Genomic DNA, 25,791 nt, shown 5'->3' with positions numbered 1-25,791 from the left:
AGGTGGCGTGGGCGGTTAGGCCTGGAAGGTATCGCGGTCGGGGGCGAAGGACTGCATGGCCGCGATGGTGCGGTCAAAGAGCTCGGGGAGCTCCCAGCCCAACATCTCGGCGCCCTGCGAAATCACGTCGCGCGAGCAGCCGGCGGCAAAGCGCTTGTCCTTGAACTTCTTCTTGAGCGACTTGGTCGTAAAGTCCATAACGCTCTTGCTCGGGCGCATGATGACTGCAGCGCCGATCAGGCCGGTGAGCTCATCGCAGGCAAACAGGATCTTTTCCATCTGCAGCTCGGGTTTGGGCAGCGAGGTGTTGAAGTCCGACGTGTGCGTCTGGATGGCGTGAATGAGCTCGGGAGACGCACCTTCGCCCTCAAGAATCTCTGCAGCATAGATGGTGTGGTTCACGGGATCGTCCTCATGCTCCTCCCAATCCAGGTCGTGCAGCAGACCGACGATGCCCCAAAACTCCTCGTTCTCGGGGTCGAACTCGCGCGCAAAGTAGCGCATAGTTCCCTCGACTGTCTCGCCATGGGTGATATGGAACGGGTCCTTGTTGTGCTCGTTGAGCAGTTCGAACGCGCGGTCGCGGGTGATTCCGGCGGTAAGCGGCTCTGCCATAAGAGACTCCTTGTGCTCGTGGGTATCGATAAGAATGAATACTACTAGAACAAGAAAACCACCACAAAGGTGCCTGTCCCCTTTGTGGTGGTTTTGGCGTGGGCAGGTTAGTTGAGGGCGGCTTGGGCTAGACGGGCTTCGGCGGCCTCTTCGGTGACGCCCAGGGCCACGGCGAACTCCTCGATGGAGCGGCGCTTGGCTTCCTTGAGTACGCGCATGTAATAAGAGCTGGGCTTTTTATCTGCTTCCTCGGCCTGGCGAATACGGTGCATCATGGTTTTTGCCACGCGAACCGTCTCGGGCGCGCCCAGCTTGAGCTGCTGCTTAAAGTGCGTCTCCTCGAGCGAGCTATTGCGCTCGGTAAAGGTGTCGCACTCCAGCTCGTCGTAGTGGCTCAGCAGGTGCTCGGCATCTTGCTGGGAGATAGCGGCATGCAGACGGTCGGCCTGCGCCACGGGGTACATGAGAATCGTCTGCGCATGTCCCTGCTTGGTCTCGAGCAGCAACATGGGCTGAGGTGTGTCGTCCCTAAAACCGACGACGGTGCAGACTCCCTGACCCGGATGAATGACGTGTTGACCGATTGAGAACATGCTACCTCCAACTTATACGAATTTACGTATGTTAAGAATACCACTCTGACGTGCGCAAACCATCACTTTATGCAGGAAAAGCACACAACTCCGATAGGTAAGAGTATTCGATAAATAGAACGGCTTATTCATACGTTTATGCATTTCTGGAACGTGTATAAACAGCAGGCAAACCGCCAACTTTGTACCGCCGCGCAAGAGCGGTAGTCATTTTTGTGCATATGCAATATCTATTAGCTTTACCCTGCGACAGTAGTTACTGCTTGTGATAGAGTGCTACAAACTCTGGCTTTTGCCCTACGAGTGACCAAGAGCTCGGGGGCTTTAACACAAGGAGGATCTATGCCCGAGAAGATTGAAGAGCTGGTACGCGCTGCGCTTGCTGCGGCCCAGGAGGCCGGCGACCTTTCCGCATTTGAACTTGACGATTGCGCTATCGAGCGACCGGCTGACACTTCTCATGGCGAGTGGACCTCCACCATGGCCCTGAAGTCCGCCAAGCTGGCTCACTGCGCCCCGCGCAAGATCGCCGAGGCCGTCGTTGCCCATATGCCCGAGGACCCCGCAATCGAGAAGGTCGAGATCGCAGGCCCCGGCTTCATCAACTTCTACCTCTCCGTTGCCGTCAAGAACGCCATCTTTGGCGAGGCCCGCGAGAAGGGCATGGACTTCGCTAAGTCCAACGTCGGTGGCGGCCTGAAGACCCAGGTCGAGTTCGTCTCCGCCAACCCCGTCGGCCCCATGCACATCGGCCATGGCCGCTGGGCCGCTCTGGGCGACTCCCTTTGCCGTGTTATGGATCACGCCGGTTACGACATTCAGCGCGAGTTCTACATCAACGACCACGGCTCTCAGATGAACACCTTCGGCAACTCCATCAGCACGCGCTATATGCAGCTTGCCGACATCATCGCCAAGCAGGGCGTGGATATCGACGAGGCTCACAAGCTGCTGATCGCCGACCGCGACGCCTTTGTTGCCGACGAGAACGATGAGCACCCCGAGACCCATCCGTATCAGGACAACTTTGCCGAGACTCTGGGCAAGGACTCCTACGGCGGCGACTACATCATCGACGAGGCCGCCGAGTTCTGGCGCACCGACGGCGATAAGTGGGTCAACGCCGATCCGCAGGAGCGCATGGAGAGCTTCCGCGAGCGCGGCTATGTAAAGATGGTCGACAACATGCGCGACCTTTGCCATGCCGTTAACTGCGACTTCGATCGTTGGTTCTCCGAGCGCTCGCTGTATGTGAAGGACACCGAGGGCGAGACCGCCGGCACCTCCGCCGTCGACCGCGCTTTTGAGAAGCTCGACAAGATGGGCTATCTCTACACCAAGGACGGCGCCCTGTGGTTCCGCTCCACCGACCTGGGCGATGACAAGGACCGCGTTCTGATCAAGTCCGACGGCGAGTACACCTACTTCGCCTCCGACGTCGCCTATCACTGGGATAAGTTCCAGCGCGTCGACCACGTCATCGACATCTGGGGCGCCGACCACCACGGCTACATCGAGCGCGTCCGCTGCGTCTGCGACGCTCTTGGCTATCCCGGCAAGTTTGAGGTTCTGCTGGGCCAGCTCGTCAACCTGCTGCGTAACGGCAAGCCCGTCCGTATGTCCAAGCGCAAGGGCACCATGGTGACCCTGCAGGAGCTTGTCGACGAGGTCGGCTCCGATGCCGCTCGCTACACGCTCATCTCCAAGAGCTCCAACCAGATGGTCGACTTCGATATTGAGGCCGTTAAGAAGCGCGATAACTCCAACCCGGTCTATTACGTGCAGTATGCTCACGCCCGCGTGTGCTCCATCCTGCGCCGTGCCGCCGACGTTACGCCCGAGCAGGCTGACGAGATGGGCATGAAGGCCGTCGCCGCCAAGGCCATCGGTGAGAACGTCGATTACTCGCTGCTGACCGACCCGACCGAGCTCGCCCTTTCGCGTAAGCTCAACGAGCTCACCGACCTCATCGCCAGCTGCGCTCGCGACCGCGCCCCGTTCCGTCTGACGCACTTTGCTGAGGAACTCGCCGGCGACTTCCACAGCTTCTACGCTGCCTGCCAGGTTCTGCCGAGCGAGGGCCGTCCCGTCGACCCCGAGCTTTCGCGCGCCCGTCTGGCCGCTTGCGACGCCGTTCGCGTGACGCTCGCCCTGGTGCTCACCCTCGTTGGCGTTTCCGCGCCCGAGCAGATGTAAGCTACGGATCATTTGACCGTGTAGGTTCGGCTTTGCTGAGCCCTATAAGCCCGATCTCCATGCGGAGGTCGGGTTTTTTGCGTTTGGTGAGACTATTTGGTTTGCTGGGAAATGCTATCAAATTGCAACTATACCGGTTTACGGGGCTGAATCGCCAACTGGCGACCATGGTGCCAATAGTGAAATTAAACCCGCAGGTAGATGGCTTATTGTTTCTTGATAATGCAGGGTATGGTTGGCTTGCAGCATCCTGGCCCCGTAATCCGGCGTAGTTTTGAAAATTGTCCCTTGGGGACGGAGGAAAACGGATCATTTTTGTCTCGAAGAGGGGTGGCGGGATACCGTCCGTCACGAATTGGGCTCATCTCCTACGTTTGGACGCATATCCCGAACCATGCCGAAAAGTACGATATTAAAACCGCAGGTAGCAGACTCGTTTTTTTGAAAAAACAAGGGTATGGTCAGGGGCTCGGGGCAAACGTAGCAGATGGGCGCGATTCGTGGCGCGGCTATTCCAGGTGCCACGGCTTCACTCCTCTGGCGCGACATTTCAAGGCGCTTTTGAGGAGGAGTGTCCCTGATGACTGGGCGTTTAAGAACGTCCAATGACTAAGTTGCAGGTGGCGGCGGTTGTGTTACACTAAAGCTGCGTATATGACGCAAATATCTCGATACAGATCAATGATGTCCGTCGGTATTTGACGGAGCTAGACTGTTTAGCCGCCCTGAAGGTTTATGCAGGGAGCATGTGATCACAGGGCTTGAAAAGAAAGTTGAGCAAACACTGTGTCTGATCAACAGCAAGAAAACGAAATAACGACGACGCAAGCCGCTCCCGCTGCACCGGTTGCGTCGGACCAGGTCGCGGCGCCCGCGCAAGCCTCGGCTCCTGAGACGCCTAAGGCTGCTTCGACGCCTACGCCTGTAGCGGCTGAGAAGGCCGTGTCTGCAACTGGTGAGGAGGCTGCTCCGGCAAAGCCCAAGCGTACGCGCCGCGCGGCCAAGCCTGCCGATGACGGCGAGGAGGTCACCAAGCCCAAGCGCCGTACCACGCGCACGACGCGCGCCAAGCGTACCGCTGCAGCTGACTCCTCGGCGCCGATTTCCGATGAGGTCGCGCAGGCACGTGCGTTGGCGCAGATTAGCGAGGCTCAGGTGGTGCGCGCCCGCCGTCGTGCTGCCGAGCGTGAGGCCGCGGCTCTGACCGAGCTTGCAGCTCCGTTTGTGCCCGAGACGCCTGCCGCCACCGAGACCCCTGTCGCCGACCAGCCAACCGAGAAGCCGGTACCGCGCACACGCCGTCGCACGGCTGCTAAGGCCGAGCAGGTTGCCGATCAGGTAACCCCCGAGCTCGCTGAGGCTTCGGTCCGTTCCGCGGCAGGGGAGGGCACATCGCCTGTTGAGCCCGCTGCGCCTGTCGAGGCCAGCGAAGTTCCCGTTGTCGATCCGGCTTTGCGCCCGCACCGTCGCGGTCGCAAGCCCAAGGCTTTCGTCGAGGCCGAGAAGGCCGCAGCCGCAGCCGCCGCCGCTCGGGATGCTGCGGCGACCGCCGAGCCTGCAACCGCTGCCGACGCGCCCGTCCAGGATGCTACGACTTCCGAGGCCGTTTCTGCCGATGTCGAGCCCGCCGACGTCCGTCCTGGTCGCAGCCATCGTACTGCTGCTAAGCGCACGTCCAAGGCCAAGGCTGCCAAGAAGGGTGCGTCCGAGGTTTCCGCCGAGACGACCGCCGATGCATCGACTGATGCCGCCGAGCCCCAAGACGTCGAACAGTCTGCGTCCGAGAAGCCCAAGCGCGGTCGCAAGAAGTCCGCTAAGGCCAAGGCCGTCGAGCAGCATGCCGAGGCCGAGCCGCAGGGCGATTCCAATGCCGAGGCCAGCGATGATGCTTCGGCTAACGAAGACGCCTCCGCAACCGATGGCACCGCCCCCGTCGAGACCGAAGAGAGCGCTCGCCCCAACCGCCGTCAGCACAAGCGCAACGACGAGCGTAATGACCGCAACGAGCGCAAGGACGACCGCAACAACGACCGTCGCAACCGCCAGCGCGATCGCAAGCAGCGCAACAAGGAGCGTAATGCCGCCCCCACCGAACCCACGCTTTCGCGCGAGGAACTCGCTGCCATGAAGGTCGCCGAGCTGCGCGAGAAGGCCAAGGAGTTCGAGATCGAGACGACCGGCAAGAAGAAAGCCGAGCTTGTCGAGGAGATCTACACCACTGCCGCAAAGGCCGAGGGCTTCCGTGATATCAAGGGTATCCTGCAGATTCGCCCGGACAGTTCCGGCATCATCCACGCCCACGGTTACATGAAGTCCAACGACGACGCCTTCGTCCCTGCCTACCTCATTCGCTCCGCGCGCCTGCGCACGGGCGACGTCATCGAGGGCTCGCTGCGTCCTTCGCGCGGCGGCGACAAGCGCGCCGGCCTCGCCAAAATCACGACCGTCAACGGTCTGGACCCCGAGCAGATTCGCAACCGCCCCAAGTTCGGCGACCTCACCCCGGTCTATCCCAACGAGCCGCTGCGCATGGAGCACGGCAAGGACTCCATTACCGGTCGCGCCATCGACATCGTGTCGCCGATCGGCAAGGGTCAGCGTGGCCTGATCGTGTCCCCGCCCAAGGCCGGCAAGACCACGATCCTCAAGAAGATCTGCCAGTCTATCTCGATTAACAACCCCGAGGTGCACCTCATCTGCCTGCTCGTCGACGAGCGCCCCGAAGAGGTCACCGATATGCAGCGTTCCATCAAGGGCGAGGTTGTGGCGTCGACCTTCGATATGCCCGCCGACAACCACACTCGCGTGGCAGAGCTCGTTATCGAGCGCGCCAAGCGCATCGTGGAGCTGGGTGGCGATGTCGTGGTGGTGCTCGACTCCATCACGCGTCTTGCCCGCGCCTACAACTTGGCGGCGCCCGCCTCAGGCCGCATCCTTTCGGGCGGCGTCGATTCGGCGGCCCTGTATCCGCCCAAGCGCTTCCTGGGCGCAGCCCGTAATATCGAGAACGGTGGTTCGCTTACCATCCTGGCCTCTGCCCTCATCGACACTGGTTCCAAGATGGACGAGGTCATCTTTGAGGAGTTCAAGGGCACCGGCAACATGGAGCTTAAGCTCGACCGCGAACTGGCCGACCGCCGCATCTTCCCGGCTATCGACCCCGTTGCCTCCGGTACGCGTAACGAGGACCTGTTGGTCGACGAGCAGATGCGTCCGTTTGTCTTTGGTCTGCGTCGCATTCTTGCCGGCATGAACAACACCGAGCGCGCAGCCGCATCGTTTATCAAGGGTCTTAAGGGCACCAACACCAACCAGGAGTTCCTGGTGTGTTCGGCCAAAAAGCACAGCGACTACGAGCAGACGTTCTAGGTTGTCATCCACACGCAGCGATAGCCATCAATGCGATAAAGGGTCGGGGCTTTGAGCCTCGGCCCTTTTCCATATCGCCGCTCCGCGCTTATTTTTAACCATAAGACCGACGAGCAGCAGGTTTCCCGTTTCAATCCGACATCGTCGCTTGCAATCGACGGGGCGGTTTCGCATAATAGCTTTTAAGCTTCGCGACGGAAAACGCAGATGAAACGAACCATATACCGTTGCTTTGGGGCATAGCCCCGCTTCATCTTCTCTCGCGCAGCCAACTGAATGATGCGATTTGGGTGCTGGAAGATGGGGAGAGCTCATGGCTTCTTCTGATGCAACACAACGAGCAGTCCTTGCCGGACTTTCGTGCGGGATCGGCCTTGCCGCTCCCGTGGTTATGTATGCCGCGACGCTGCCGTTTTCGTCTGTGAACGAGACGGTCGTGGCGGGTGCGGTTCCCTTCGCCGTGGGCGCGGTGGCGGGCGTGGGTATCTATGCCGCCTCGCTGGGTATCTCCGAGTATCGTGCGCAACGTGAAGAGCGTCTGTTCCAGCCCGATGCCATGGGCGGTGCCGCCAATCTCAATCAGCATCAAAGCGAGTTCAAGACCGCCTCGATTCCAGCTCAGCAGCAGGATGCGACTCCTTACGCTGCGGCTTCTGCTTCTCAGGCTCAGGCGGAGCAGTCTACCTCGGCATTCCTTTCCGGCCTGACTGGTGCGTTCCAGCGCCGTCATGCCGATGATGGTGTCCCTACCATCGCTCGAGCCGCAGATGCTATGGACGAAGACGAGGCTTGGTCTATGATCGACAGCATGCTCGACGACGATTCGCCGGTGAGCTGCGACCCTGCACACTCGCGCGACGTCTATCAAGTCGCCATCGACGAGCTCACCAACGGCGGGCAGACCGGCTCCTTCAATCGCGACGACATCGCCGCCGCGGCACGCGCCGTGTCTGGTTCCCAGGCCGCCCCTGCGGGCAGCACGGCGGCTTTCGTGGCACTCGTTGCCAACGCGGCAGCCAATAACGCCTACAACGCTACCTCGGCGGACGCGAACGCTTCTGCCGACAATTCGTACGTTGATGAAGCCATGACTGCGGACGAGGAGGCCGTTGCCGCCCGCCGTGCCGCCGAAAGCTCATTGTGGGGCGCTCCTGCCCAGCAGCAGGCGGCTGAGGCTGTGCCGTACAATGCAAACCTCGCCAGCATGCCTATCATCTCCGGTGCCGCGGACATCGATCTCGATGACCTCGATGAGCCTGCAGCCATCACCGCATCGATTGATGCCCAAGATCGCATCGACACCGGCGACCTTCCGGACGCCTCGCTCGAGGTTGATGTTCCCATGGCCGATTACTCGGGCCACGAGGACATGTGGGCCGCCGCCACCGCGATTCTGGATGAGATTGACGAGCCCGCTCCTGTTGCAGCGCCCGCTCCCGTCGCTGCCCCTCAGCCTGCTGCCCCCGCCTATGTCGGCCGTCACAGCGCTGTGTTCCCCGAGGATACCGCCCGTATCTCGCGCGAGAGCATCGAGCGGGCCGAGGCTATTGCCGCCGGCATTATGGAAAACCGTCGTCACGAGCGCGTCAATCAGATCCTCGAGGAAGAGATCGAGCGCCTGCAGTCCTCTACCGCCAAGCGTACGGGCCGTGCCTATCTGAGCGTTATCGAGGGCGGTACCGCCAGCTTCGCGCCGCTCCGCGCGGAGGCATAACTTCTGCATGGTTAAGATCAATCGAAAATGGGCGGTTGTTACCTGCCTGATGGCGCTCTTGATCTGGGGCAATTCGCTGGTTCCCGGCTCGGGGTCGGGCTCGCTGAGCCTAACGGTCATGGAAGCTATCCGCGGTTTCCTGCACGGCGTGGGACTTCCATATGAATGGGTGACCAACTTTGTTGTTCGCAAGTGCGCGCATTTTACCGAGTATATGGTGCTCGGCATCCTGGCAACGCACGCCTTTGATTTTGAGGGCCGGCGCACCTTTGACGTGCTGCTGCCCACGGCGGTGTTCCTGCTGCTGATTCCCTCGATCGACGAGACGATTCAGCTCTTTGTGCCGGGACGCGCCGGCATGATCACCGATGTGATGATCGACTGCTGTGGAGCGGCAACGGGCGTTGTGCTTCGATATCTCTTACGGTGGCTGATGTGCGCCAAAAAAGCCGCCTAGGACGTATTGTTTGGTCCTAGGCGGCCTTTTTTATTTGAGGGGTTATATGAGGCGTGGTGGCGTCGTTCCGTAGGTTGGATTTGCCGAGCGCGCCACGCCCTGTGGGTGCGTCTGCTACTGAAGCGCCTGTGCGCCCAGGGCCAGGCAGCCCATGATGCCCTGCTTGCCCTCGAGGCTGTTGTTGACAATATAGGAATCGATGTCGTTGACCTCGGGCGTGACGATATAGCCGTTGAGCATCTCGGCGCACTTTTTGCGTGCGAGCGGCACGATGGGGGTGTGGTCGGCCACGCCGCCGCCGATGATGATCTTTTGCGGTGCGTAGCACAGCGTGTAGGTCATGAGCGCCTGTGCCAGATAGCCTGCGAGCAGGTCCATGGCCTCCGGGTCATCGGCCATGTCTCCGGCGCTCTTGCCATCCCAGCGCTTTTTAACGCCAGGGCCGGCGATGAGGCCCTCGAGGCAGTTGTCATGGAAGGGGCAGGCGCTATGCTCGCCGATGGTGTCGCGCGGGTCGCGCGTGACCAGGATGTGGCCGGCCTCGGGATGCATCATGCCGTGCACGAGCTGGCCGCCCGAGAGCACGCCGGCGCCCACGCCGGTGCCGATGGTCAGATACACAACGTCAGTGAGGCCCTTGGCGCAACCAAAGGTGACCTCGCCCAAGCAGGCAACGTTGACGTCGGTGTCGTAGCCACAGGGAATATTGAGCTCGTTTTGGATGGTGCCCAGCAGATCAAAGTAGCGCCATGCCGTTTTGGGCGTCTCCAGGATCTTGCCGTATTGGGGCGACGCGGGGTTGACTGCGGTGGGGCCAAAGGCGCCGATGCCCAGCGCGGTGATGCCCTTGTCGGCAAACCATGCATTGACGGCCTCAACGGTCTCCTGCGGGGTCGTGGTCGCGATCTGCTCACGCTCCAGGACCGTACCGTCTGCATAGCCCGTGGCGCAGACCATCTTGGTGCCGCCGGCCTCGAGCGCTCCGATAAGCTGCTGATCTGCCATAGTATTCCTCTCTCTGGGACGAGTTGCTCCGTGACTAGAGTATAGGGCTCTAAACTATTTAAGAAAGCGTTATAAAAAGAAGCCTCGCAACGCGGCGGGCGGTGCGAGGCTTCTTTGGCTACTTTAGCTGCCGGGCCGTCCTTACCCGCGCGGCTTGATTTTATCACGTAGAGACTTGAGGTTCTCCAGTGCCGCGTTAAGCGTCTCGTCTCGCTTGGCAAAGTGGAAACGAATCAGATGGTTGACGGGCTCGCGGAAGAAGCTCGAGCCGGGCACTGCGCCCACGCCCACCTTTGAGGCCAGGTCCTCGCAGAACTCGAGGTCGCTGTCATAGCCAAACTCAGAGATGTCCATCATGACGTAGTAGGCGCCCTGCGGTACGTTGTGCTTAAGTCCGATACTATCGAGCCCTTGGCAGAACAGGTCGCGTTTGGCGGTATAGAGGTCGAGGACCTCATCGTAATAGCTGTCGTCGAAATTGAGGGCGGTGACGACGGCTTCCTGCAGGGGAGCGGCGGCGCCCACGGTGAGGAAGTCGTGGACCTTTTTGATGCGCTCGGTGATTTCGGCAGGGGCGATAGTGTAGCCCAGACGCCAGCCGGTGATGGAGTAGGTCTTGGACAGCGAGCTGCAGCTGATAGTGCGCTCAAACATGCCGGGCAGCGTGGCCATATAGACGTGCTCGTGGGGTGCGTAGACGATGTGCTCGTATACCTCGTCGGTGATGCAGTAGGCGTCGTACTTTTTGCAGAGGTCGGCGATAAAAGTGAGCTCCTCGCGCGTAAAGACCTTGCCGCAGGGGTTGGATGGGTTGCACAGGACGATGGCCTTGGGGTCGTTGTCGCGGAAGGCCGCCTCGAGGACCTCGCGATCAAAGTCGAATGTGGGCGGGTTGAGCGGCACGTAGATGGGCTCGGCCCCCGAGAGAATGGTGTCAGCGCCGTAGTTCTCGTAGAACGGCGAGAAAATGACGACCTTGTCGCCAGGGTTCGTGACCGTCATCATGGCGGCCATCATGGCCTCGGTGGAGCCGCAGGTGACTACGATATTCTCGTTGGGGTTCACCGGCATGCCCATAAAATGCTCCTGCTTGGCGGCAAGCGCCTCACGCATGGCCTGGGAGCCCCAGGTGATGGAGTACTGGTGGTAAAGCGGCTTGGGGTCGGTGGCGATGGTGCTCAGGCTATCGAGCAGCTGCGCCGGAGGATCGAAGTCGGGGAAGCCCTGCGAGAGATTGACGGCATCGTACTTATTGGAGATGCGTGTCATGCGGCGGATGACCGAATCGGTAAACGTTGCCGTGCGGTTGGAGAGTTCTTTCATGCCGGTCCTTTCGAGCATTTGCAGTGGGGCAAGTTTACTCCTATGAAACCGGTGGGATTTGCTCGAAATGGTCTCGAAAAACTCTTTTCAAAATTCTTGAAAATTGGGGCTTGCATCGCGTGGCGTTCCTTGCAATAATAGTCGAGTGCGAAGCGCACAGGACACGGTGGGTGTAGCTCAGTTGGCTAGAGCGACGGGTTGTGGTCCCGTAGGTCGAGGGTTCGAGTCCCTTTACCCACCCCAGTTCTTGCTTCGTGTTGATATCGGGTCGTTAGCTCAGTTGGTAGAGCAGGGGACTCTTAATCCCAAGGTCCAGGGTTCGACCCCCTGACGGCCCACCACACGATATCTCCTCTAAAGTCCGCCACAACGGACTTTAGCTTTGGGTCGTTAGCTCAGTTGGTAGAGCAGGGGACTCTTAATCCCAAGGTCCAGGGTTCGACCCCCTGACGGCCCACCAAAGCAAGTTAAGACGGTCAACGAAAGTTGGCCGTCTTTTTTTGTTGACCTTTCATGGGGTCGAACCCGAAAGGGCGCGGAGCTGAGGAAATGCGTAAGCATTTACCAGCGCAGCGCGCAAGGCGCCTTGGCGCCGCAGCGGCCGCCTGCGCAGCAGGCTGACCCCCTGACGGCCCACCCAAAGATCGTTAAAGCGACTGGCTTAGGCTGGTCGTTTTTTTGTTAACCTCGCATGGGGTCGAACCCGAAAGGGCGCGGCCGCTTTCACAGATTGAGTCTACCCTGGGGATCGGTGAAACCGTCAGTACCCTCCTTGAGTTTCTTCTCGTCTGCCTTCACGCGACGCTCGAGCTTTTTTGTATCCTCGGCAGGCGGTAGGTTCTCGGGAACAATTCCGCGGTCGATGAGGCTGCCACGCACGCTCGTGTTGTTCTCGACGTGTTCTTGTTTGATCTGGTCCAGACCGTACAAGTCGTGTTCCTCGGCGTTGAAGGCCGTCATCGAGTTCGTGAGGTCCTTTGCTTTGATGAGAACATCGGCTAGCTTGTCCGCCAATGCAGCACTCTTGGACACACCAAGCTGCCGCTTCATGTCCGCCGTGCTTCTGCCGCCGAATAACGCCTCATCGCCCTTCGACTTGATGATCGCGAATCCTTTGGAGTCCACGCCTCGTTTGAACGCAATGCCCGAGAGCTGTTTCTCTGAATCGGATAGCGAGTGGCACGCCTGCAAGCGCTGAATCTCTGCGAAGCGCTGCTCTATGAGCTCCTGACGGCGTGTCTGCACGGCGAAGTACGCCTGTGCGAGTGCGATTTCGGGCTTGTTTGGGTCTCCGTTTTGGGCGATTAAATAGCATGCGTAGCGCGTCAGCTTGTAGTCTTTTACGGCTCGTTTGGCGATGCCGGCATCTACCATTTTGCTGGCCTCAGCAAAATGGGCGGCAACAGGCATTTTATTGGTGTCACACGATGCCATGGATCTCTTAACTGCAGTCTCAAAATTACGCCATTGGGTGTATCCGAGGGGTTCCATTAAATCGCGTGCGAGCCAATACTCAACGCCGTCTTCTACATGGGCGTAGCTGTCAAGTTCGACACGCCATTTCTCGATATCCCTGCTGTCCATATCTCTTCCTTTCTGTTCGTTTGTCTACGTGGACTATGTCGACTCCGTATTCAGAATGAGTATATTTGCCCGCGCGGACACGAATGGGCCCTGTGTCGCTTTGAGTTCACGGGACCCATTAATATCGAGAAGTTGTGTTCTGCTCTGGAGGGGTGCTCGGCTTAGTCCGCTCGATAGTGCGAACCCAGGCTTTCGGTCCGCTTGCGCATGGCTTTGACCATTTCCTGTGCTAGTTGAATCTGCGATTGCAGGCGGGCGAGGGCAGCGATTTCGCTGTCGTTGGCATGTGGCTTATTTAGAGCCGTGGCTTCGTCTTGCAGGCTTTCAAGCTGTTGCAGGGCCTCGGATAGGCCTGTTTCGGTCCTGTTGATCATGCAAAAGGTGCTCATCGTGTGCCTAAGGCTGTGTGTCAGGCGTTCGGCATCTGTTGCGGCAATGCCGTACTGGGGGAGGGTGATATCCGCCTTCAGGGCCGCCTCAGGCTCTTTCTGCGCTGCAAGGGCTGCCGATGCGCCCGCGATACGTCCGAATACGATGCCGTTGGCGCTTGACAAGCCACCAATGCGGTCGGCGCCGTGCATGCCGCCTGTCGCCTCGCCGCAAGCGTAGAGGCCCTCAACGCCCGTGTGCGCGGTCTTATCGATCTTGATGCCGCCGTTAGCGGCGTGGGCATACATCGCAACGCGCATCTCGTCGGTCGGCGCGATGCCGTGCTCGTCTTGCAGCCAGGTGGCAAAGGTCTGCACAAACTCTGGGACATCCTCGCGGGGGAAGTCGTAGTGGAGTGCCAGGCCTTCGACACCTGCCTGATCGATGACGAGATCGATAGCGCGGGAGGCCAAGCGTGACGTGAAGGGACCATATCCAGAGCGCTGCTCGAGCAGGTCGTCCAGCTTGTCGTCGGCAATATCTACCGGCTGGTCTACGTGCACGTAGCGCCAGGTTTTCTCATTGAAGACCAAGTTACGCCTGGGCTCGATGAAGCCGGGCATCATCTGCATGAACTCTATATTAGTAAGTGTTGCGCCGTGCGCCAGCGCGATGGCCTGCGAGGAACTGAGCACATCAGCCGACGTAAGGCTGCGCTCGAACAGGCCGCCTGTGCCACCGGCTGCGATGACCGTGGCCTCGGCAGCAAAGGGCACGATTCGATTTTCGGTAAGGTCGTAGAGTACGGTTCCGGTTATTCTGCCGTTCGTGTCCTCAACAAGGTCGATAAGCTCATGGCGGGGGAGCAGGCGAATGCCGAGCGACTCGATCCAGGTCGTCAGAGCGTCCTCAAGGGGCTTGCGGGTGAGGCCGCGCCACATGCGCGTCTTGTGGTCAAAGCAGGGGATAAATTGCTTTTGTTGAGCACTCTTGGCGCTTTGCGGACGCTGGAGCTCAACGCCCAGGTCTTGCTCGAGCCAGTCAATCGCTTGGGGAATGCCGTGGACGAACGCTTGGACGAGTTCGGGGTCGGCAACGCCGCCGCCGACGGCCAGGATGGTGTCGATGAGGTCCTGCTCGTCGTCTTCGTTAACGGGTCCGATAAGCCCTAGGCCCCAGGTTCCGGGGAAGAAGCTCGATCCACTCATAGTCTTGCCGGCGCTTGCCACAGTGACGGTTGCACCCGTGCGTGCCGCTTCGATGGCGGCGCAAAGGCCCGCAATGCCAGATCCAATTACCAGTACATCAGTCGATTCCATCGGATTCCTTTCTCGTCCGGCGCATTGTCGCACGGGTGATCGGCAATGGGGCCGCAAAGACTCGGCAAATCGGTAAAGGGCAAATATGGCAGGTGGGCGTCATGGACGCTCTGACGCTCCATCTCATCACATCTTGTATTTCGCCCCAACTGATATATCGGCATTAGCTACCCTGCGACAGCGCAAACAAAAAGAGCCGCTACCTGGGTGGGTAGCGGCTCCAAAGCTCAACTATATGAGCATCGCGCGGGCGCGATTAGGCCTTGAGGGCCTCCTCGACGGCGACAGCGCAGGCGACGGTGGCACCGACCATGGGGTTGTTGCCCATGCCGATGAGACCCATCATGTCAACGTGCGCAGGCACGGAGGAAGAACCGGCGAACTGGGCGTCGGAGTGCATACGGCCCATGGTGTCGGTCATGCCGTAAGAGGCAGGGCCGGCGCCCATGTTGTCCGGGTGCAGGGTACGACCAGTGCCGCCACCAGAAGCGACGGAGAAGTACTTCTTGCCAGCCTCGAGGCGCTCCTTCTTGTAGGTGCCAGCGACGGGGTGCTGGAAGCGCGTGGGGTTGGTGGAGTTACCGGTGATCGAGATGTCGACGTTCTCGTGCCACATGATGGCAACGCCCTCGCGGACGTCGTCGGCGCCGTAGCAGTTGACGGCGGCGCGGGGACCATCGGAGTAGGGGATGGTCTCGACGACCTTGAGCTCGCCCGTGAAGTAGTCGAACTGGGTCTTCACGTAGGTGAAGCCGTTGATGCGGGCGATGATCTGAGCAGCGTCCTTGCCCAGACCGTTGAGGATGACGCGCAGCGGCTTCTTGCGAGCCTTGTTGGCGTTTAGAGCCAGGCCGATAGCACCCTCAGCGGCAGCGAAGGACTCGTGACCGGCCAGGAAGGCGAAGCACTCGGTGTCGTCGGAGAGCAGCATAGCGCCCAGGTTGCCGTGGCCCAGACCGACCTTGCGGTCCTCGGCGACGGAGCCGGGAACGGTGAAGGCCTGGATGCCCTCGCCGATGATGGCGGCAGCCTCAGAAGCGGACTTGGCGCCACGCTTGACAGCGAGAGCGCAACCGAGGGTGTAGGCCCACTCGGCGTTCTGGAAGGCGATGGACTGGGTGTTGTTGACGATCTCACGCGGGTTGAAGCCCTTGTCGGTGCAGATCTGCAGAGCTTCCTCGAGGGAGGCGATGCCGTTGTCGGCGAGGCACTTGTTGATCTTGTCAGCGCGGCGCTCGTAACCTTCGAACGTAACAGTCATAGTTATTTCCCTCCCTTTCTACTCGTGAACCGGGAACACGCTGGCGACGGAGTGAGTCTCCTCGTCGGTGCGCGGGTCGATGTACTTGGCAGCGTTCTCCCACTGACCATAGTGGCCCATAGCGCCAGCGATGGCCTCCTCGGGGGTCTTGCCGGCCTTGACGGCGTCGGTGAACTTGCCGAGGTTCAGGAACTCGAATGCGATGATCTCGTTCTTGTCGTTGAGAGCCATGCGGGTGACGTAGCCCTGAGCGAGCTCGAGGTAACGAGCGCCCTTGGCCTTGGTGCCGAACATGGTGCCGACCTGAGAGCGAAGGCCCTTGCCGAGGTCGTCGAGGGAGGCGCCCACGGGCAGGCCGCCCTCGGAGAACGCGGTCTGGCTGCGGCCGTAAACGATCTGCAGGAAGATCTCGCGCATAGCAACGTTGATGGCGTCGCAGACGAGGTCGGTGTTGAGGGCCTCGAGGATGGTCTTACCGGGAAGGATCTCGGAAGCCATGGCGGCAGAGTGGGTCATACCCGAGCAGCCGATGGTCTCAACGAGGGCCTCCTCGATGATGCCGTCCTTGACGTTCAGCGTGAGCTTGCAGGCGCCCTGCTGAGGTGCGCACCAACCCACACCGTGCGTAAGACCGGAGATGTCGGAAATCTCCTTAGCCTGGACCCACTTGCCCTCCTCGGGGATGGGTGCGGGGCCGTGGTATGCACCCTTGGCAACGGGGCACATGTTCTCCACTTCCTGTGAGTACTGCATGCCTCTCCTCTCTATCGTGTTGGCGTCCCGTCTGGGGGCCGTGGCTGGCGATTGCCGGGCGACCCTTCGAAAGGGACATGACATGCAGCCCCTATAATACCGCGAAATGCACGGAATATTCGGCGAACGGCTCAGTTTTCGTAGCGAGATGCGCGGAACTTTCAATTGAAACGGTTTAACTCTATATTCTGTGGTCGTGCACTTCCGTAGAGGGGGTCCGTCTTGGGCAAGCTTTTGGTCAGCTTTTGTAAGCGTTGCAGGGGTTGACCTGTTGCAACGGTGCCGTTCGCCGCCTGTTTACTGCCTTTGGCCGCGCGAGCGAATTGTTTTGCGTGAATGTTTTGATGGCACGCTTCAATCGTGCTGTATTGGATGGCAAGCAGATCCCGGCGAAGGGAGCGCCATGCAGCGCGTTTGGAGAACGGTTACCGGCTTTTACCATGTCTGTGCCCGCGGTACGGGCAAGCAGCTCATCTTTGAGGGCGATGAAGACCGGTGGGAGTTCTTGGAGCTGATGCGTGAGTGCTGCCGCAAGGCGGGCGTGACGGTTATCGCCTGGTGCCTTATGGGCAATCACGTGCGTCTGGTGCTTGCAGATTACGAGGACGCGATGAGCGCGGCGATGCACCGGCTGCTTTTGGCGTACGCGCGGCGGTTCAATAAACGCACGGGGCGCACAGGGCATCTGTTCCAGAACCGTTTTGACCGGCGCTCGCTCGATACCGACTGGCAAGTGATGGAGGCTATTCGCTCCGTTCACGCCGATCCGCAGGAGGCGGGCATCAGTCTCATTGAGCGTTATCCCTGGAGCAGCTTTCCGGAGCATTTGTGCGCTTACGACGGTGACGCGGCCGATGTCGCGAGGGGATTTTCTGATCCTTCTTGCGTGCTTGAGCTTTTTGGTTCTGCCGAGGGCTTTATTGCCTATTCGCTTTCGACGCCCGACGGCGGCGAACCGGCGCTGCGCGATATGAAAGAGACAGAGTGGGAACGCCACGCCTTTGCCGACAAGTTGGCGAAGAGCCTCGGGGCTCCGCTCCATGGGGTTAAAGACGCACCGCCTGCGCAGCGCGATACCGTTATTTTTGGATTGCACGATGCCGGTTTTACGGTGCGCCAGATTGAGCGGTATACCGGGATTGGCAAAAGTACCGTCTCTCGTATCGTGCGCGCTTATGCGCGGGTGAAGGCACAGACTGAGCTCTCGGAATAGAAAATGGCCGAACCACTCTTGTCAAGCGATTCGGCCAACAAAAATCTTAAGATTTGGGACAAGTACTACTGATTATTTCGCCCCTCGAGCATGCCGTCGAGGGTGCGCCAGGCGAGCTCGGCGCATTTGACGCGGGCGGGCATGTGCGAGATGTCCTGGAGCTGGGCGGCTTCGTCCAGGTCTTCCAGGTCCTCCTCGGAGAGCTTCTCGCCGCGGATCATGGCGAGGAAGAGCTCTGCCAGGCGGCGAGCTTCCTCGACGGTCTCGCCGGTGATGAGATCGGCCATGATGTCGGCACTGGCCTGGCTGATGGCGCAGCCGTGGCCGGTAAAGGAGGCCTCCTCGATCACGTTGTTCTCGACACGCAGCTGCAGAGTGAGCTCGTCTCCGCAGCTGGGGTTGATGCCGTCGTGCTCGTGCGTGGGAGCATCCATCTCGTACTTGTAGTCGGGGTGCGAGTTGTGCTCCATAAATGTGGTGGAGGTGTACAGATTACCCATTGAACGTGCTCCAAACGTGATGCAGGCCGGCGATGAACTTGTCAATGTCGGCCTTGTCGTTGTAGAAGGCCACGCTGGCGCGGCAGCAGGCAAGGTTCTCGACGCCCAGCCAGGTGAGCAGCGGCTGTGCACAGTGGTGACCGGCGCGGATGCAGACGCCGTCCATGTCCATGATGCTCGCGACGTCGTGCGGGTGGATGCCGCGGACGTTAAAGCTCACAACGCCGTGGTGGTTGTCCCAATAGATGGAGCCGATGATCTGGACAAAGTCGAGCTGCATGAGCTCGCCCATCAGGTAGTGGACGAGTGCCTGCTCGCGTGCCTGGATGTTCTCGTAACCCACCGTGTTGACCAGGTAGTCGAGTGCCGCACCCGTGGCGAAGATGCCGGCGGCGTCCTGTGTGCCGGCCTCGAATTTCTCGGGAACGGGCGCCCAGACGGCGTCCTGCTCGGTAACAGAGTCGATCATCTCGCCGCCGGTGAGCATGGGCGGCATGGCGTTGAGCAGGTCCATCTTGCCCCACAGCACGCCGATGCCCATGGGGCCCATAGCCTTGTGTGCGCTAAAGGCAAAGAAGTCGGCGCCCAGGTCGGCCACATCGACCGGCATGTGCGGCAGCGACTGCGCACCGTCGACGACCAGGTAGCCGCCATACTTGTGCACGAGCTTGCCGAGGTTCTTGACTGGGTTCTCGACTCCCAACACGTTGGAGACCTGACCCACGGCCAGAATCTTGGTCTTGGGACCAACCTTGGCAAGAACCTCCTCGGTGGTGAGCTGACCGGTCTTGGTGGGGTAGAGGTAGACGAGCTTGGCGCCGGTCTCGCGGCAGACCTGCTGCCACGGAATCAGGTTGGAGTGGTGCTCCATGATGGTGATGACGACCTCGTCGCCCGGCTCGAGGACTGTGGGTGCAAAGCTCTTGGCGACCAGGTTGAGCGACTCGCTCGTGTTGCGGGTGAAGACGACCTCGTTGGCCTGGGCAGCGCCGATGAGGTCGGCGATCTGCTGGCGCACCTTCGCGATAGCCTCAGTGGCCTCGACGGACAGCGAGTACAGGCCGCGCAGAGGGTTGGCGTTCATGCGCTGGTAGAAGTCGCGCTCGGCGTCGAGCACACAGGCAGGACGCTGCGCGGTAGCGGCACTATCGAGGAAGGCGATCTCGGGGTGCTGCTGGAACAGCGGGAACTGCGCCTTGTAGGGATTAGTCTCGATGTCGACGGTAGGCCAGCCGCGCGAGGCCTCGTCGCTGGCGTCGAGCTCCATAGGCTCCGGTGCGGTACAGGTGTCGCATTTAACGTGCTCGGTGTCGATCATGCGAGCTCCTCTTCAAAGTTGTCGATCAGGTTGTTGCCCAGGCGGACGACGGCGGCGCGGGTGCGCTCGTCGGTGGCGGATAGTGCGGCGTCCTCCAGCTTGGCGCGGACGAACAGGTCCTCGGCGGCGTTTTGGTCAAGGCCGCGGCAGGCGAGGTAGAACAGTTGCTCGTCGCGGACGTGGCCGATGGTGGCTCCGTGGTTGCCGGCGACGTCGTCCTCGTCGCAGAGAATGACGGGAACGGTCTTGTTGTCGACGCCCTTGTTGGCCAAAAGCACCGTCTCGCGCTCGGTGCCGGTTGCACCCTTGCAACCGTGCACGAGGTCGATGGTGCCGCGGTAGACCTTCTTGGACGTGCCGGTCAGCACGCCGTTGGCGTCGATCTCGCACTCGGTCTTGCGACCGCGGTGGCGCAGCTCGTAGTTAAAGTCGCGCACCTGCTCTCGGGCGCCCAGGTAGTCAGTATCGATGGTGACCTTGGCGGTATCGCCCAGCAGGTCGCCGGCAAGGCCGGTGGCGCTGGCGCCGGCACCCAGGACGGTGTGCTGCACGTTGACGCGCGCGCCCTCGTCCAGGAACAGGCCGGTGTCGTCGAGCGCGATCCAGCTATCGTCGAGCGTCTGCGTGCAGGTCACGTTGACGGTGGCGTACTCGTGGGCGCACACGCGCAGCACGGATCCCACGACGCCCTCGCCGGCAACGGGGGAGTCCAGGGCGATCTGCAGGTCGAGCGTCGACTGGGGACGGACGACGACGTCGATGGCGGCGATGGCCGCGGCGGCATCGACACCGCTCACACGCACGGTAACCGTGGCGTGCTTGTATGCGGGCACATCGATGACGACGCGCTTGGTGGCGTGGTCGGCCAGGTAGGTGTAGGCAGCCTCGCCCATGCCAGTCTCGAAGGCCTCAGCGGGGGAGAGCTCCTCCTCCAGCTTAATGGCACCGGCCTGGTAGACGGAGGTGGCGGGCACGTCGAGCTCGGTCTCGGGCGTGATGCGGGCGCGGTCGGCGGCATCGCCGGGCGCGGAGGCGCGGCGCTCGGGGAAGCGCTCGGCCATGGCGTCCATGGCGGCGTCGAACGCGTCTGCCACGCCAGCAAATTGCTCGTCCAAGCCCTCAACCTTAACGGTCTCGGCGGGAGCGGCGGCAAGCTCGTCAGAGAGCTCGAGCTTGGTCTGGTTCATCTTCAGCCAGCCCCATGTGGCAGCCGGCATCGCATTGACCTGCTCAAGGGTGGTAGCAGCGGTGTTCGTGGTCTGTTTCATTATCCGATCGCTCCTTCCATCTCGAGCTTGATCAGGTTGTTCATCTCGACGGCGTACTCCAGCGGTAGCTCCTTGGAGACCGGGTTGGCAAAGCCGTTGACGATCATGGTACGGGCTTCTTCCTCCGAGATACCGCGGCTCATCAGGTAGAACACCTTATCGTCGCCGATACGGCCGATGGTGGCCTCGTGGCCGATGTCGACATTCTTGGCGCGGATGTCCATGGCGGGGATGGTGTCGGAGCGGCTCTGGTCGTCGAGCATGAGCGACTGGCAGCTCACGGTTGCCTTGGAACCCTCGGCCTTGGGCGTGGCCACGATGGAGCTGCGGAAGGTCTGGATGCCGCCGCTCTTGGAGATGCCCTTGGTCTCGACGGTTGCCGAAGTATCGGGCGCGTTGAGCACGACCTTGCAGCCGGTATCCAGGTTCTGGCCGGCGCCGGCAAAGGTAATGCCGGTAAAGCTCGAGCGGGCGCGGCGTCCGCTGAGCACGCTCATGGGGTAGAGGTAGCCCACGTGGCTACCGAAGGAGCCGCTGATCCACTCGATGTCGCCGTCCTCGTCCACGCGCGCACGCTTGGTGTTGAGGTTGTACATGTTCTTGGACCAATTCTCGATGGTAGAGTAGCGCAGGTGCGCACGCTTGCCCACAAAGAGCTCGACGGCGCCGGCGTGGAGGTTGGCCACGTTGTACTTGGGCGCGGAGCAACCCTCAATGAAGTGCAGGTCGGCATCGTCCTCGACGATGATGAGCGTGTGCTCAAACTGGCCGGCGCCCTTGGCGTTAAGACGGAAGTAACTCTGCAGCGGGAAGTCGAGCTTGGTGCCCTTGGGCACGTAGACAAACGAGCCGCCCGACCATACGGCGCCGTGCAGGGCCGCAAACTTGTGGTCGGTGGGCGGGATGAGCGTCATAAACTTCTCGTGGATGAGCGGTTCCCACTGCGGGTCGTGCAGGGCCTCCTCGATGCCGGAGTAGACGATGCCCATCTTAGACGCCGTGTCCTGCATGTTGTGGTAGACGAGCTCGGAGTCGTACTGCGCGCCGACGCCTGCCAGATAGCTGCGCTCGGCCTCGGGGATGCCCAGGCGCTCAAAGGTGCTCTTGATGTCGTCGGGCACCGACTCCCAGTCGTGCTTTTGGTCGGTGTTGGGCTTGACATAGGTGACGATGTTATCCATGTCCAGGCCCTCGATGGAGGGGCCCCACGTCGGGTCGGGAAAACGATTAAAGATCTCGAGGGACTTTAAGCGCAGGTCGAGCATCCACTGCGGCTCGTCCTTCTTGGCGCTGATCTCGCGCACGATGTCGGGCGTGATGCCGGCGTCGAGGCGCTCAAATCCCTCCTCGCCATAGGTGAAGTCGTAGAGGCTGCGGTCGATGTCCGCGACCTCGGTGCGGTTCTTGGTCATTGCGTCGCCCCTTTACGCCTGCTGCTCGGCAGCGGCGGCCTCGGCCTGGGCGCGCTGCTCGGCGGCCTCGCGCTCGAAGGTCTCAAAGCCGTTCTTGTCGATCCAGGGGATCAGCGAGGCGTCGTCCTCGCGCACGATGTGGCCCTTGACCATAACGTGGACGCGGTCGACATCCAGGTGCTCCAGGATGCGCGTGTTGTGCGTGATGATGAGCATGGAGCCGTCGCAGCTCTTGCGGTAGGCGTCCATGCCATGACTGACGGTGGAAAGGGCGTCGACGTCCAGGCCGGAGTCAGTCTCGTCCAGGATGGCGAGCTTGGGCTGCAGCAGCAGAAGCTGGAGCATTTCGACCTTCTTTTTCTCGCCGCCCGAGAAGCCCACGCCCAGCTCGCGGTTGAGGTAGGCGGTATCCATGTTGAGCTCGGCCGCGAGCTCCTTGACGCGACGGCGGAACTCCTTGCCCTTCATCTCCAGGCCGGGGCGGCCGGCGATGCTGGCGCGCAAAAAGCTCGACAGTGGCACGCCCGGAATCTCGACCGGGGCCTGGAAGCTCAGGAACAGGCCGGCGCGCGAACGCTTGTCGGTGGTGAGCTCGGTGATGTCCTGGCCGTCAAAGACGATGCGGCCGTCGTTGACCGTGTAGACGGGGTCGCCCATGACCAGGTGGCCGAGGGTGGACTTGCCGGCGCCGTTGGGTCCCATCAGCACGTGGGTCTCGCCGGCGGCGACGTTGAGGTTGACGTTGTGGAGGATGGTCTTCTCGTCCACGGAGGCGGTCAGACCTTCGATGGAAAGCAGCGGATTTGCGCTCATGCTGTCCCTCTCTGTATATGGTGTACTCATAGGTGTACTAAACCCTAGGAATCTTCTCGGAATAAAGTTACTATGGGTTCGGCGTTAGTCAAGGGAAAACCCGACTAATCCACTCGACTTTTTAGATGTGGGACATAATAATCAGGTTTGTTTGCCCCGCGTGCATAAGATTTGGGACAAACAAGCCTGGTATTTTGTCCCGGTTACGACGAGAGGGTAGGTATGCTCATTTCTTCTAAGGGCCGCTATGCCCTCCGTCTGATGATCTATATCGCAGCGCTTGGTGACGTCGAGGGCAAAATCGCCCTGCGCGAGGTCGCCGACCGCGAGCATATCTCGCAAAAGTATTTGGAGCAGCTGGTCCGTCCGCTCATGAAGGCGGGCCTGCTTAAGAGCGTGCGCGGCAAGGGCGGCGGCTACATGATGGCCAAGGACCCCGCTGAGGTGCGTGCCGGCGACATCCTGCGTGCCGTTGAAGGCAGCACGGCTCCGGTGGCGTGCGATGGCATCGACAACAGCTGCACTCGCAGCGATCTTTGCTCGACCGTCAAGTTCTGGCGTGGTCTGGACGACGTGATCGAAAAGTACGTCGACGGTGTGACGTTGGCCGACCTAGCCGCCGTCCCCGAGATCAACTTTGACATTAAGCTGTAGGTTGAGCGCAATTCCTTAAGATTTCGCGGAGGGTTGTTGCCGTTTACCGAGTGGTTGTTGTGCAACAACGGGCGAGCTGCAATACTTAATTCTATCTTTGCAAACTGCACTTTAACTACACCAATGCAGGGAGGATCTTATGCAGCCCAAGCATTCTGCTATTGTCGCGGGCCTGACGCTGGCGCTTTCGTTTGGCGCCGTTTCCGCGCCGGCACCCGCCGCTGCCGAGGAGCCCACGCCGGGCGTTGCCTCGGATGCCACCGATATCGATAAGGGTCTCTACACCCAGCAGTCCTTCTCGGGCGTGCTGAGGTCGGTCCAGGGTGTCTCGTTTGTCAACGTGACTCCCGAGATGAAGTACTTTACCAAGTACGAGAGCCATGGCAACTACAACCAGGGCTTTTCGTACGGTGACGGCTATAACGCGCTGGGTTATTACCAGTTCGACCGTCGTTGGTCGTTCATTCCGTTTATGAAGCAGGCCTACAACTACAACCCCGAAAAATACAGCATGCTCAAGGATGCGATTGATCGCGGCAGCGAGATTTCCAACGCGAACAATCCCATGTCCGAGAACGGTCAGCTCACCGAGCTGGGCCGTATCGCGCAGGAGGCTTTCCAGGTTGCTTACAACACCGATCCTGTTGAGTTCTCTGCACTTCAAGATGCCTATGCGTACAACTCGTACTATGCAGTGACCGAGGCGTGGCTCAAGAGCGGCCTGGGCATTGATATCTCCGGCCGCGCCGACTGTGTTAAGGGCATGGTGTGGAGCATCACCAACATGTGCGGCACCGGTGGCTGCAGGGACTTTTTCCGCTGGGCGAATCTTTCCAACGATATGTCCGACCGCGAGTTTGTGACGGCGCTTTCCAATAGCGTGGTCAACAATGTCGCCACCAAGTATTCGAGCCAGCCCCAGTATCATGAGGGCTGGAAGAATCGTTATAAGAATGAGCTGAAGGACTGCTTGGTTTATATCGCCGAGGACGAGGCGGCCGCTGCGACGCCCGTGCAGCCCGAGCCTGCGCCGGCGCCCTCGCCGACACCTGATTCGAATGACGACTCGAGTGACGATGCCAACGATGACAGGATGGATGCGCCCTCGACCGATGCTGACGGTAATGGCTCTGCTGGTGGCACTACCAACGACGGCTCTACCTCGAACGGCTCCGATTCGAACGGCTCTGCTGCGGGCGATTCGTCTTCAAGCTCTGCCGGCAATACGGACAGCGCCGCCTCTGGTTCGACCGACGCAGGTTCCTCTGACTCTTCCACCGGCTCGAGCGATTCGTCCGTTGACACCGGCTCTAACAACGGCTCCGGCTCTGACGCAACCCCTGATTCCGATGCTTCCAAGGACGACTCGAATAAGGCGCCGGACGCCCCCGTTGCTTCGCCGGACAAGAAGCCTTCTTTCTCCGTGCAGCTTGGTTCTACGTTGGGCTCTTCGCTGATGGCTGGCGTCAATAACGGCTCGGCCCAGAACAAGGACAACTCTGATCAGGTTTCCACGGAAAAGACCGAGGCCGCAAAGGGCGACTCTAAGGACAAGGCTTCCGAGAAGACCGAATCCGATAAGGGTTCTAGCTCTGAGGAGAAGGACGACAAGTCCGCTCAGAAGAAGGACGATGGTAAGAAGTCTGAATCTGAGGATAAGGACGAGAATACGGGCAAGACCGAGGACGGAAAGCAGCAGGGCGAGGACGGCGGCAAGGGCAACACCGACAACCAGAACCAGGAGCAAAATGACTCCAAAACGGTGACCACCACGACGACTACAACGACCAAGTCCTCGGGCGGCAACATGCCCAAGACGGGCGATCTGATTGTGATGGCGAGCCTTGCCAGCGCGAGCTTGGCCACACTGGGCGCTACGTCTATCGTAAGTGGTAAGCATAAGCTCGATCAGCAGAAGAAAGCTTCTGGGGAGGACGGCTCGGAGGAGTAGCCTCTCGGTTACTAGATAACTAAAGAGTTAGGACGGGGTCCGGTGCGAATGCATCGGGCCCCATTTTGTTGCACAACGATTTGTTATGCCCCCTCAAGGCCTTT

General features: G+C 60.4%; 20 protein-coding genes and 3 tRNA genes. 10 read left to right on the top strand and 13 right to left on the bottom strand.

What is annotated here, in order from left to right:
* Nucleotides 1–15: 15 nt before the first annotated feature.
* Nucleotides 16–615, bottom strand: coding sequence for an HD domain-containing protein (locus ABHR63_RS03225; protein ID WP_346964836.1), 600 nt, complete (start codon nucleotides 613–615; stop codon nucleotides 16–18).
* Between the two features lie 107 nt (nucleotides 616–722).
* Nucleotides 723–1,208 (bottom strand): CarD family transcriptional regulator, encoded by a 486-nt coding sequence (locus ABHR63_RS03220; protein ID WP_006235480.1) that lies wholly within the window; start codon nucleotides 1,206–1,208, stop codon nucleotides 723–725.
* A 342-nt stretch (nucleotides 1,209–1,550) separates the two neighbouring features.
* Between ABHR63_RS03220 and argS the strand changes: the two genes are divergently transcribed.
* The 4 genes from argS to ABHR63_RS03200 all read left to right on the top strand — a co-directional run bounded on the left by argS (nucleotide 1,551) and on the right by ABHR63_RS03200 (nucleotide 8,944).
* On the top strand, nucleotides 1,551–3,404 hold the full coding sequence (argS, locus tag ABHR63_RS03215) for an arginine--tRNA ligase (RefSeq protein ID WP_346964837.1): 1,854 nt from the start codon (nucleotides 1,551–1,553) through the stop codon (nucleotides 3,402–3,404).
* Between the two features lie 786 nt (nucleotides 3,405–4,190).
* Complete coding sequence (gene rho, locus ABHR63_RS03210; RefSeq protein ID WP_346964838.1) at nucleotides 4,191–6,773, top strand: transcription termination factor Rho; 2,583 nt, start codon at nucleotides 4,191–4,193, stop codon at nucleotides 6,771–6,773.
* Between the two features lie 313 nt (nucleotides 6,774–7,086).
* Nucleotides 7,087–8,487, top strand: a complete 1,401-nt coding sequence (locus ABHR63_RS03205; protein ID WP_346964839.1) for a hypothetical protein — start codon at nucleotides 7,087–7,089, stop codon at nucleotides 8,485–8,487.
* A gap of 7 nt (nucleotides 8,488–8,494) precedes the next feature.
* Nucleotides 8,495–8,944 carry a VanZ family protein gene (locus ABHR63_RS03200; protein ID WP_148332258.1) on the top strand — a complete coding sequence of 150 codons (450 nt, stop codon included), beginning with the start codon at nucleotides 8,495–8,497 and terminating at the stop codon, nucleotides 8,942–8,944.
* Nucleotides 8,945–9,058: 114 nt separating this feature from the next.
* Here the strand turns inward: ABHR63_RS03200 and ABHR63_RS03195 are convergent, their stop codons facing one another.
* Both ABHR63_RS03195 and ABHR63_RS03190 read right to left on the bottom strand, forming a co-directional pair.
* Nucleotides 9,059–9,949, bottom strand: a complete 891-nt coding sequence (locus tag ABHR63_RS03195; RefSeq protein ID WP_195234499.1) for an ROK family protein — start codon at nucleotides 9,947–9,949, stop codon at nucleotides 9,059–9,061.
* 141 nt (nucleotides 9,950–10,090) lie between these two features.
* Nucleotides 10,091–11,272: a pyridoxal phosphate-dependent aminotransferase gene (locus ABHR63_RS03190; RefSeq protein WP_346964840.1), complete on the bottom strand. Its 1,182-nt coding sequence runs from the start codon at nucleotides 11,270–11,272 to the stop codon at nucleotides 10,091–10,093.
* A gap of 166 nt (nucleotides 11,273–11,438) precedes the next feature.
* Between ABHR63_RS03190 and ABHR63_RS03185 the strand changes: the two genes are divergently transcribed.
* The 3 genes from ABHR63_RS03185 (at nucleotide 11,439) to ABHR63_RS03175 (ending at nucleotide 11,732) form a co-directional block, all read left to right on the top strand.
* Nucleotides 11,439–11,515 (top strand) — tRNA-His (locus ABHR63_RS03185).
* Between the two features lie 22 nt (nucleotides 11,516–11,537).
* Nucleotides 11,538–11,613 (top strand) — tRNA-Lys (locus tag ABHR63_RS03180).
* Nucleotides 11,614–11,656: 43 nt separating this feature from the next.
* Nucleotides 11,657–11,732: transfer RNA gene (locus tag ABHR63_RS03175), tRNA-Lys, on the top strand.
* 263 nt (nucleotides 11,733–11,995) lie between these two features.
* Here the strand turns inward: ABHR63_RS03175 and dinD are convergent.
* The 4 genes from dinD to ABHR63_RS03155 form a co-directional block, all read right to left on the bottom strand.
* Entirely contained in the window at nucleotides 11,996–12,856 is an 861-nt protein-coding gene (gene dinD, locus ABHR63_RS03170; RefSeq protein WP_138112793.1) for a DNA damage-inducible protein D, read from the bottom strand.
* A 161-nt stretch (nucleotides 12,857–13,017) separates the two neighbouring features.
* Nucleotides 13,018–14,544 carry an FAD-dependent oxidoreductase gene (locus ABHR63_RS03165; RefSeq protein WP_138112791.1) on the bottom strand — a complete coding sequence of 509 codons (1,527 nt, stop codon included), beginning with the start codon at nucleotides 14,542–14,544 and terminating at the stop codon, nucleotides 13,018–13,020.
* 256 nt (nucleotides 14,545–14,800) lie between these two features.
* Nucleotides 14,801–15,805 (bottom strand): GGGtGRT protein, encoded by a 1,005-nt coding sequence (locus tag ABHR63_RS03160; RefSeq protein ID WP_006235553.1) that lies wholly within the window; start codon nucleotides 15,803–15,805, stop codon nucleotides 14,801–14,803.
* A gap of 18 nt (nucleotides 15,806–15,823) precedes the next feature.
* On the bottom strand, nucleotides 15,824–16,558 hold the full coding sequence (locus ABHR63_RS03155) for an iron-sulfur cluster assembly scaffold protein (RefSeq protein WP_006235554.1): 735 nt from the start codon (nucleotides 16,556–16,558) through the stop codon (nucleotides 15,824–15,826).
* 403 nt (nucleotides 16,559–16,961) lie between these two features.
* On the opposite strand from ABHR63_RS03155, the gene ABHR63_RS03150 reads away from it, so the two are divergent.
* Complete coding sequence (locus ABHR63_RS03150; RefSeq protein ID WP_175406054.1) at nucleotides 16,962–17,771, top strand: transposase; 810 nt, start codon at nucleotides 16,962–16,964, stop codon at nucleotides 17,769–17,771.
* A gap of 65 nt (nucleotides 17,772–17,836) precedes the next feature.
* Here ABHR63_RS03150 and sufU read toward each other — a convergent pair whose 3' ends face one another.
* The 5 genes from sufU to sufC are packed head-to-tail and all read right to left on the bottom strand — an operon-like array spanning nucleotide 17,837 to nucleotide 23,082.
* Entirely contained in the window at nucleotides 17,837–18,271 is a 435-nt protein-coding gene (gene sufU, locus ABHR63_RS03145; RefSeq protein ID WP_138112785.1) for a Fe-S cluster assembly sulfur transfer protein SufU, read from the bottom strand.
* The gene (locus ABHR63_RS03140) at nucleotides 18,264–19,589 is read right to left on the bottom strand and encodes an aminotransferase class V-fold PLP-dependent enzyme (RefSeq protein WP_217495623.1); all 1,326 of its coding nucleotides are present in this window, start codon (nucleotides 19,587–19,589) and stop codon (nucleotides 18,264–18,266) included. Before ABHR63_RS03140 ends, sufU begins: the two co-directional genes overlap by 8 nt.
* The gene (locus ABHR63_RS03135) at nucleotides 19,586–20,857 is read right to left on the bottom strand and encodes a SufB/SufD family protein (RefSeq protein ID WP_138112783.1); all 1,272 of its coding nucleotides are present in this window, start codon (nucleotides 20,855–20,857) and stop codon (nucleotides 19,586–19,588) included. The genes ABHR63_RS03140 and ABHR63_RS03135 overlap by 4 nt, the downstream gene beginning before the upstream one ends.
* Complete coding sequence (gene sufB, locus ABHR63_RS03130; RefSeq protein WP_138112781.1) at nucleotides 20,857–22,269, bottom strand: Fe-S cluster assembly protein SufB; 1,413 nt, start codon at nucleotides 22,267–22,269, stop codon at nucleotides 20,857–20,859. Before sufB ends, ABHR63_RS03135 begins: the two co-directional genes overlap by 1 nt.
* Nucleotides 22,270–22,281: 12 nt before the next feature.
* Entirely contained in the window at nucleotides 22,282–23,082 is an 801-nt protein-coding gene (sufC, locus tag ABHR63_RS03125; protein ID WP_006235561.1) for a Fe-S cluster assembly ATPase SufC, read from the bottom strand.
* A 222-nt stretch (nucleotides 23,083–23,304) separates the two neighbouring features.
* Between sufC and ABHR63_RS03120 the strand changes: the two genes are divergently transcribed.
* Both ABHR63_RS03120 and ABHR63_RS03115 read left to right on the top strand, forming a co-directional pair.
* Nucleotides 23,305–23,736 carry an RrF2 family transcriptional regulator gene (locus tag ABHR63_RS03120; RefSeq protein WP_138112779.1) on the top strand — a complete coding sequence of 144 codons (432 nt, stop codon included), beginning with the start codon at nucleotides 23,305–23,307 and terminating at the stop codon, nucleotides 23,734–23,736.
* A gap of 139 nt (nucleotides 23,737–23,875) precedes the next feature.
* A complete protein-coding gene (locus tag ABHR63_RS03115) occupies nucleotides 23,876–25,687 on the top strand; it encodes a VgrG-related protein (RefSeq protein ID WP_138112777.1) in 1,812 nt (603 codons plus the stop codon).
* The last annotated feature ends 104 nt before the right edge of the window (nucleotides 25,688–25,791 follow it).

The organism is Collinsella aerofaciens (assembly GCF_039752775.1).
In the GTDB taxonomy this organism is placed as follows: Bacteria; Actinomycetota; Coriobacteriia; order Coriobacteriales; family Coriobacteriaceae; genus Collinsella; species Collinsella aerofaciens_R.
The sequence above is the reverse complement of the archived record's forward strand: the minus strand, read 5'-3'. Positions and strand labels throughout refer to the sequence as shown.

Bases quoted from the DNA above. Each gene is read 5' to 3' on its own strand.
- ABHR63_RS03225 (WP_346964836.1), bottom strand. From the start codon at position 615: ATGGCAGAGCCGCTTACCGCCGGAATCACCCGCGACCGCGCGTTCGAA.
- ABHR63_RS03220 (WP_006235480.1), bottom strand. From the start codon at position 1,208: ATGTTCTCAATCGGTCAACACGTCATTCATCCGGGTCAGGGAGTCTGC.
- argS (WP_346964837.1), top strand. From the start codon at position 1,551: ATGCCCGAGAAGATTGAAGAGCTGGTACGCGCTGCGCTTGCTGCGGCC.
- ABHR63_RS03205 (WP_346964839.1), top strand. From the start codon at position 7,087: ATGGCTTCTTCTGATGCAACACAACGAGCAGTCCTTGCCGGACTTTCG.
- ABHR63_RS03200 (WP_148332258.1), top strand. From the start codon at position 8,495: ATGGTTAAGATCAATCGAAAATGGGCGGTTGTTACCTGCCTGATGGCG.
- ABHR63_RS03195 (WP_195234499.1), bottom strand. From the start codon at position 9,949: ATGGCAGATCAGCAGCTTATCGGAGCGCTCGAGGCCGGCGGCACCAAG.
- ABHR63_RS03190 (WP_346964840.1), bottom strand. From the start codon at position 11,272: ATGAAAGAACTCTCCAACCGCACGGCAACGTTTACCGATTCGGTCATC.
- dinD (WP_138112793.1), bottom strand. From the start codon at position 12,856: ATGGACAGCAGGGATATCGAGAAATGGCGTGTCGAACTTGACAGCTAC.
- ABHR63_RS03165 (WP_138112791.1), bottom strand. From the start codon at position 14,544: ATGGAATCGACTGATGTACTGGTAATTGGATCTGGCATTGCGGGCCTT.
- ABHR63_RS03160 (WP_006235553.1), bottom strand. From the start codon at position 15,805: ATGACTGTTACGTTCGAAGGTTACGAGCGCCGCGCTGACAAGATCAAC.
- ABHR63_RS03155 (WP_006235554.1), bottom strand. From the start codon at position 16,558: ATGCAGTACTCACAGGAAGTGGAGAACATGTGCCCCGTTGCCAAGGGT.
- ABHR63_RS03150 (WP_175406054.1), top strand. From the start codon at position 16,962: ATGCAGCGCGTTTGGAGAACGGTTACCGGCTTTTACCATGTCTGTGCC.
- sufU (WP_138112785.1), bottom strand. From the start codon at position 18,271: ATGGGTAATCTGTACACCTCCACCACATTTATGGAGCACAACTCGCAC.
- ABHR63_RS03140 (WP_217495623.1), bottom strand. From the start codon at position 19,589: ATGATCGACACCGAGCACGTTAAATGCGACACCTGTACCGCACCGGAG.
- ABHR63_RS03135 (WP_138112783.1), bottom strand. From the start codon at position 20,857: ATGAAACAGACCACGAACACCGCTGCTACCACCCTTGAGCAGGTCAAT.
- sufB (WP_138112781.1), bottom strand. From the start codon at position 22,269: ATGACCAAGAACCGCACCGAGGTCGCGGACATCGACCGCAGCCTCTAC.
- sufC (WP_006235561.1), bottom strand. From the start codon at position 23,082: ATGAGCGCAAATCCGCTGCTTTCCATCGAAGGTCTGACCGCCTCCGTG.
- ABHR63_RS03120 (WP_138112779.1), top strand. From the start codon at position 23,305: ATGCTCATTTCTTCTAAGGGCCGCTATGCCCTCCGTCTGATGATCTAT.
- ABHR63_RS03115 (WP_138112777.1), top strand. From the start codon at position 23,876: ATGCAGCCCAAGCATTCTGCTATTGTCGCGGGCCTGACGCTGGCGCTT.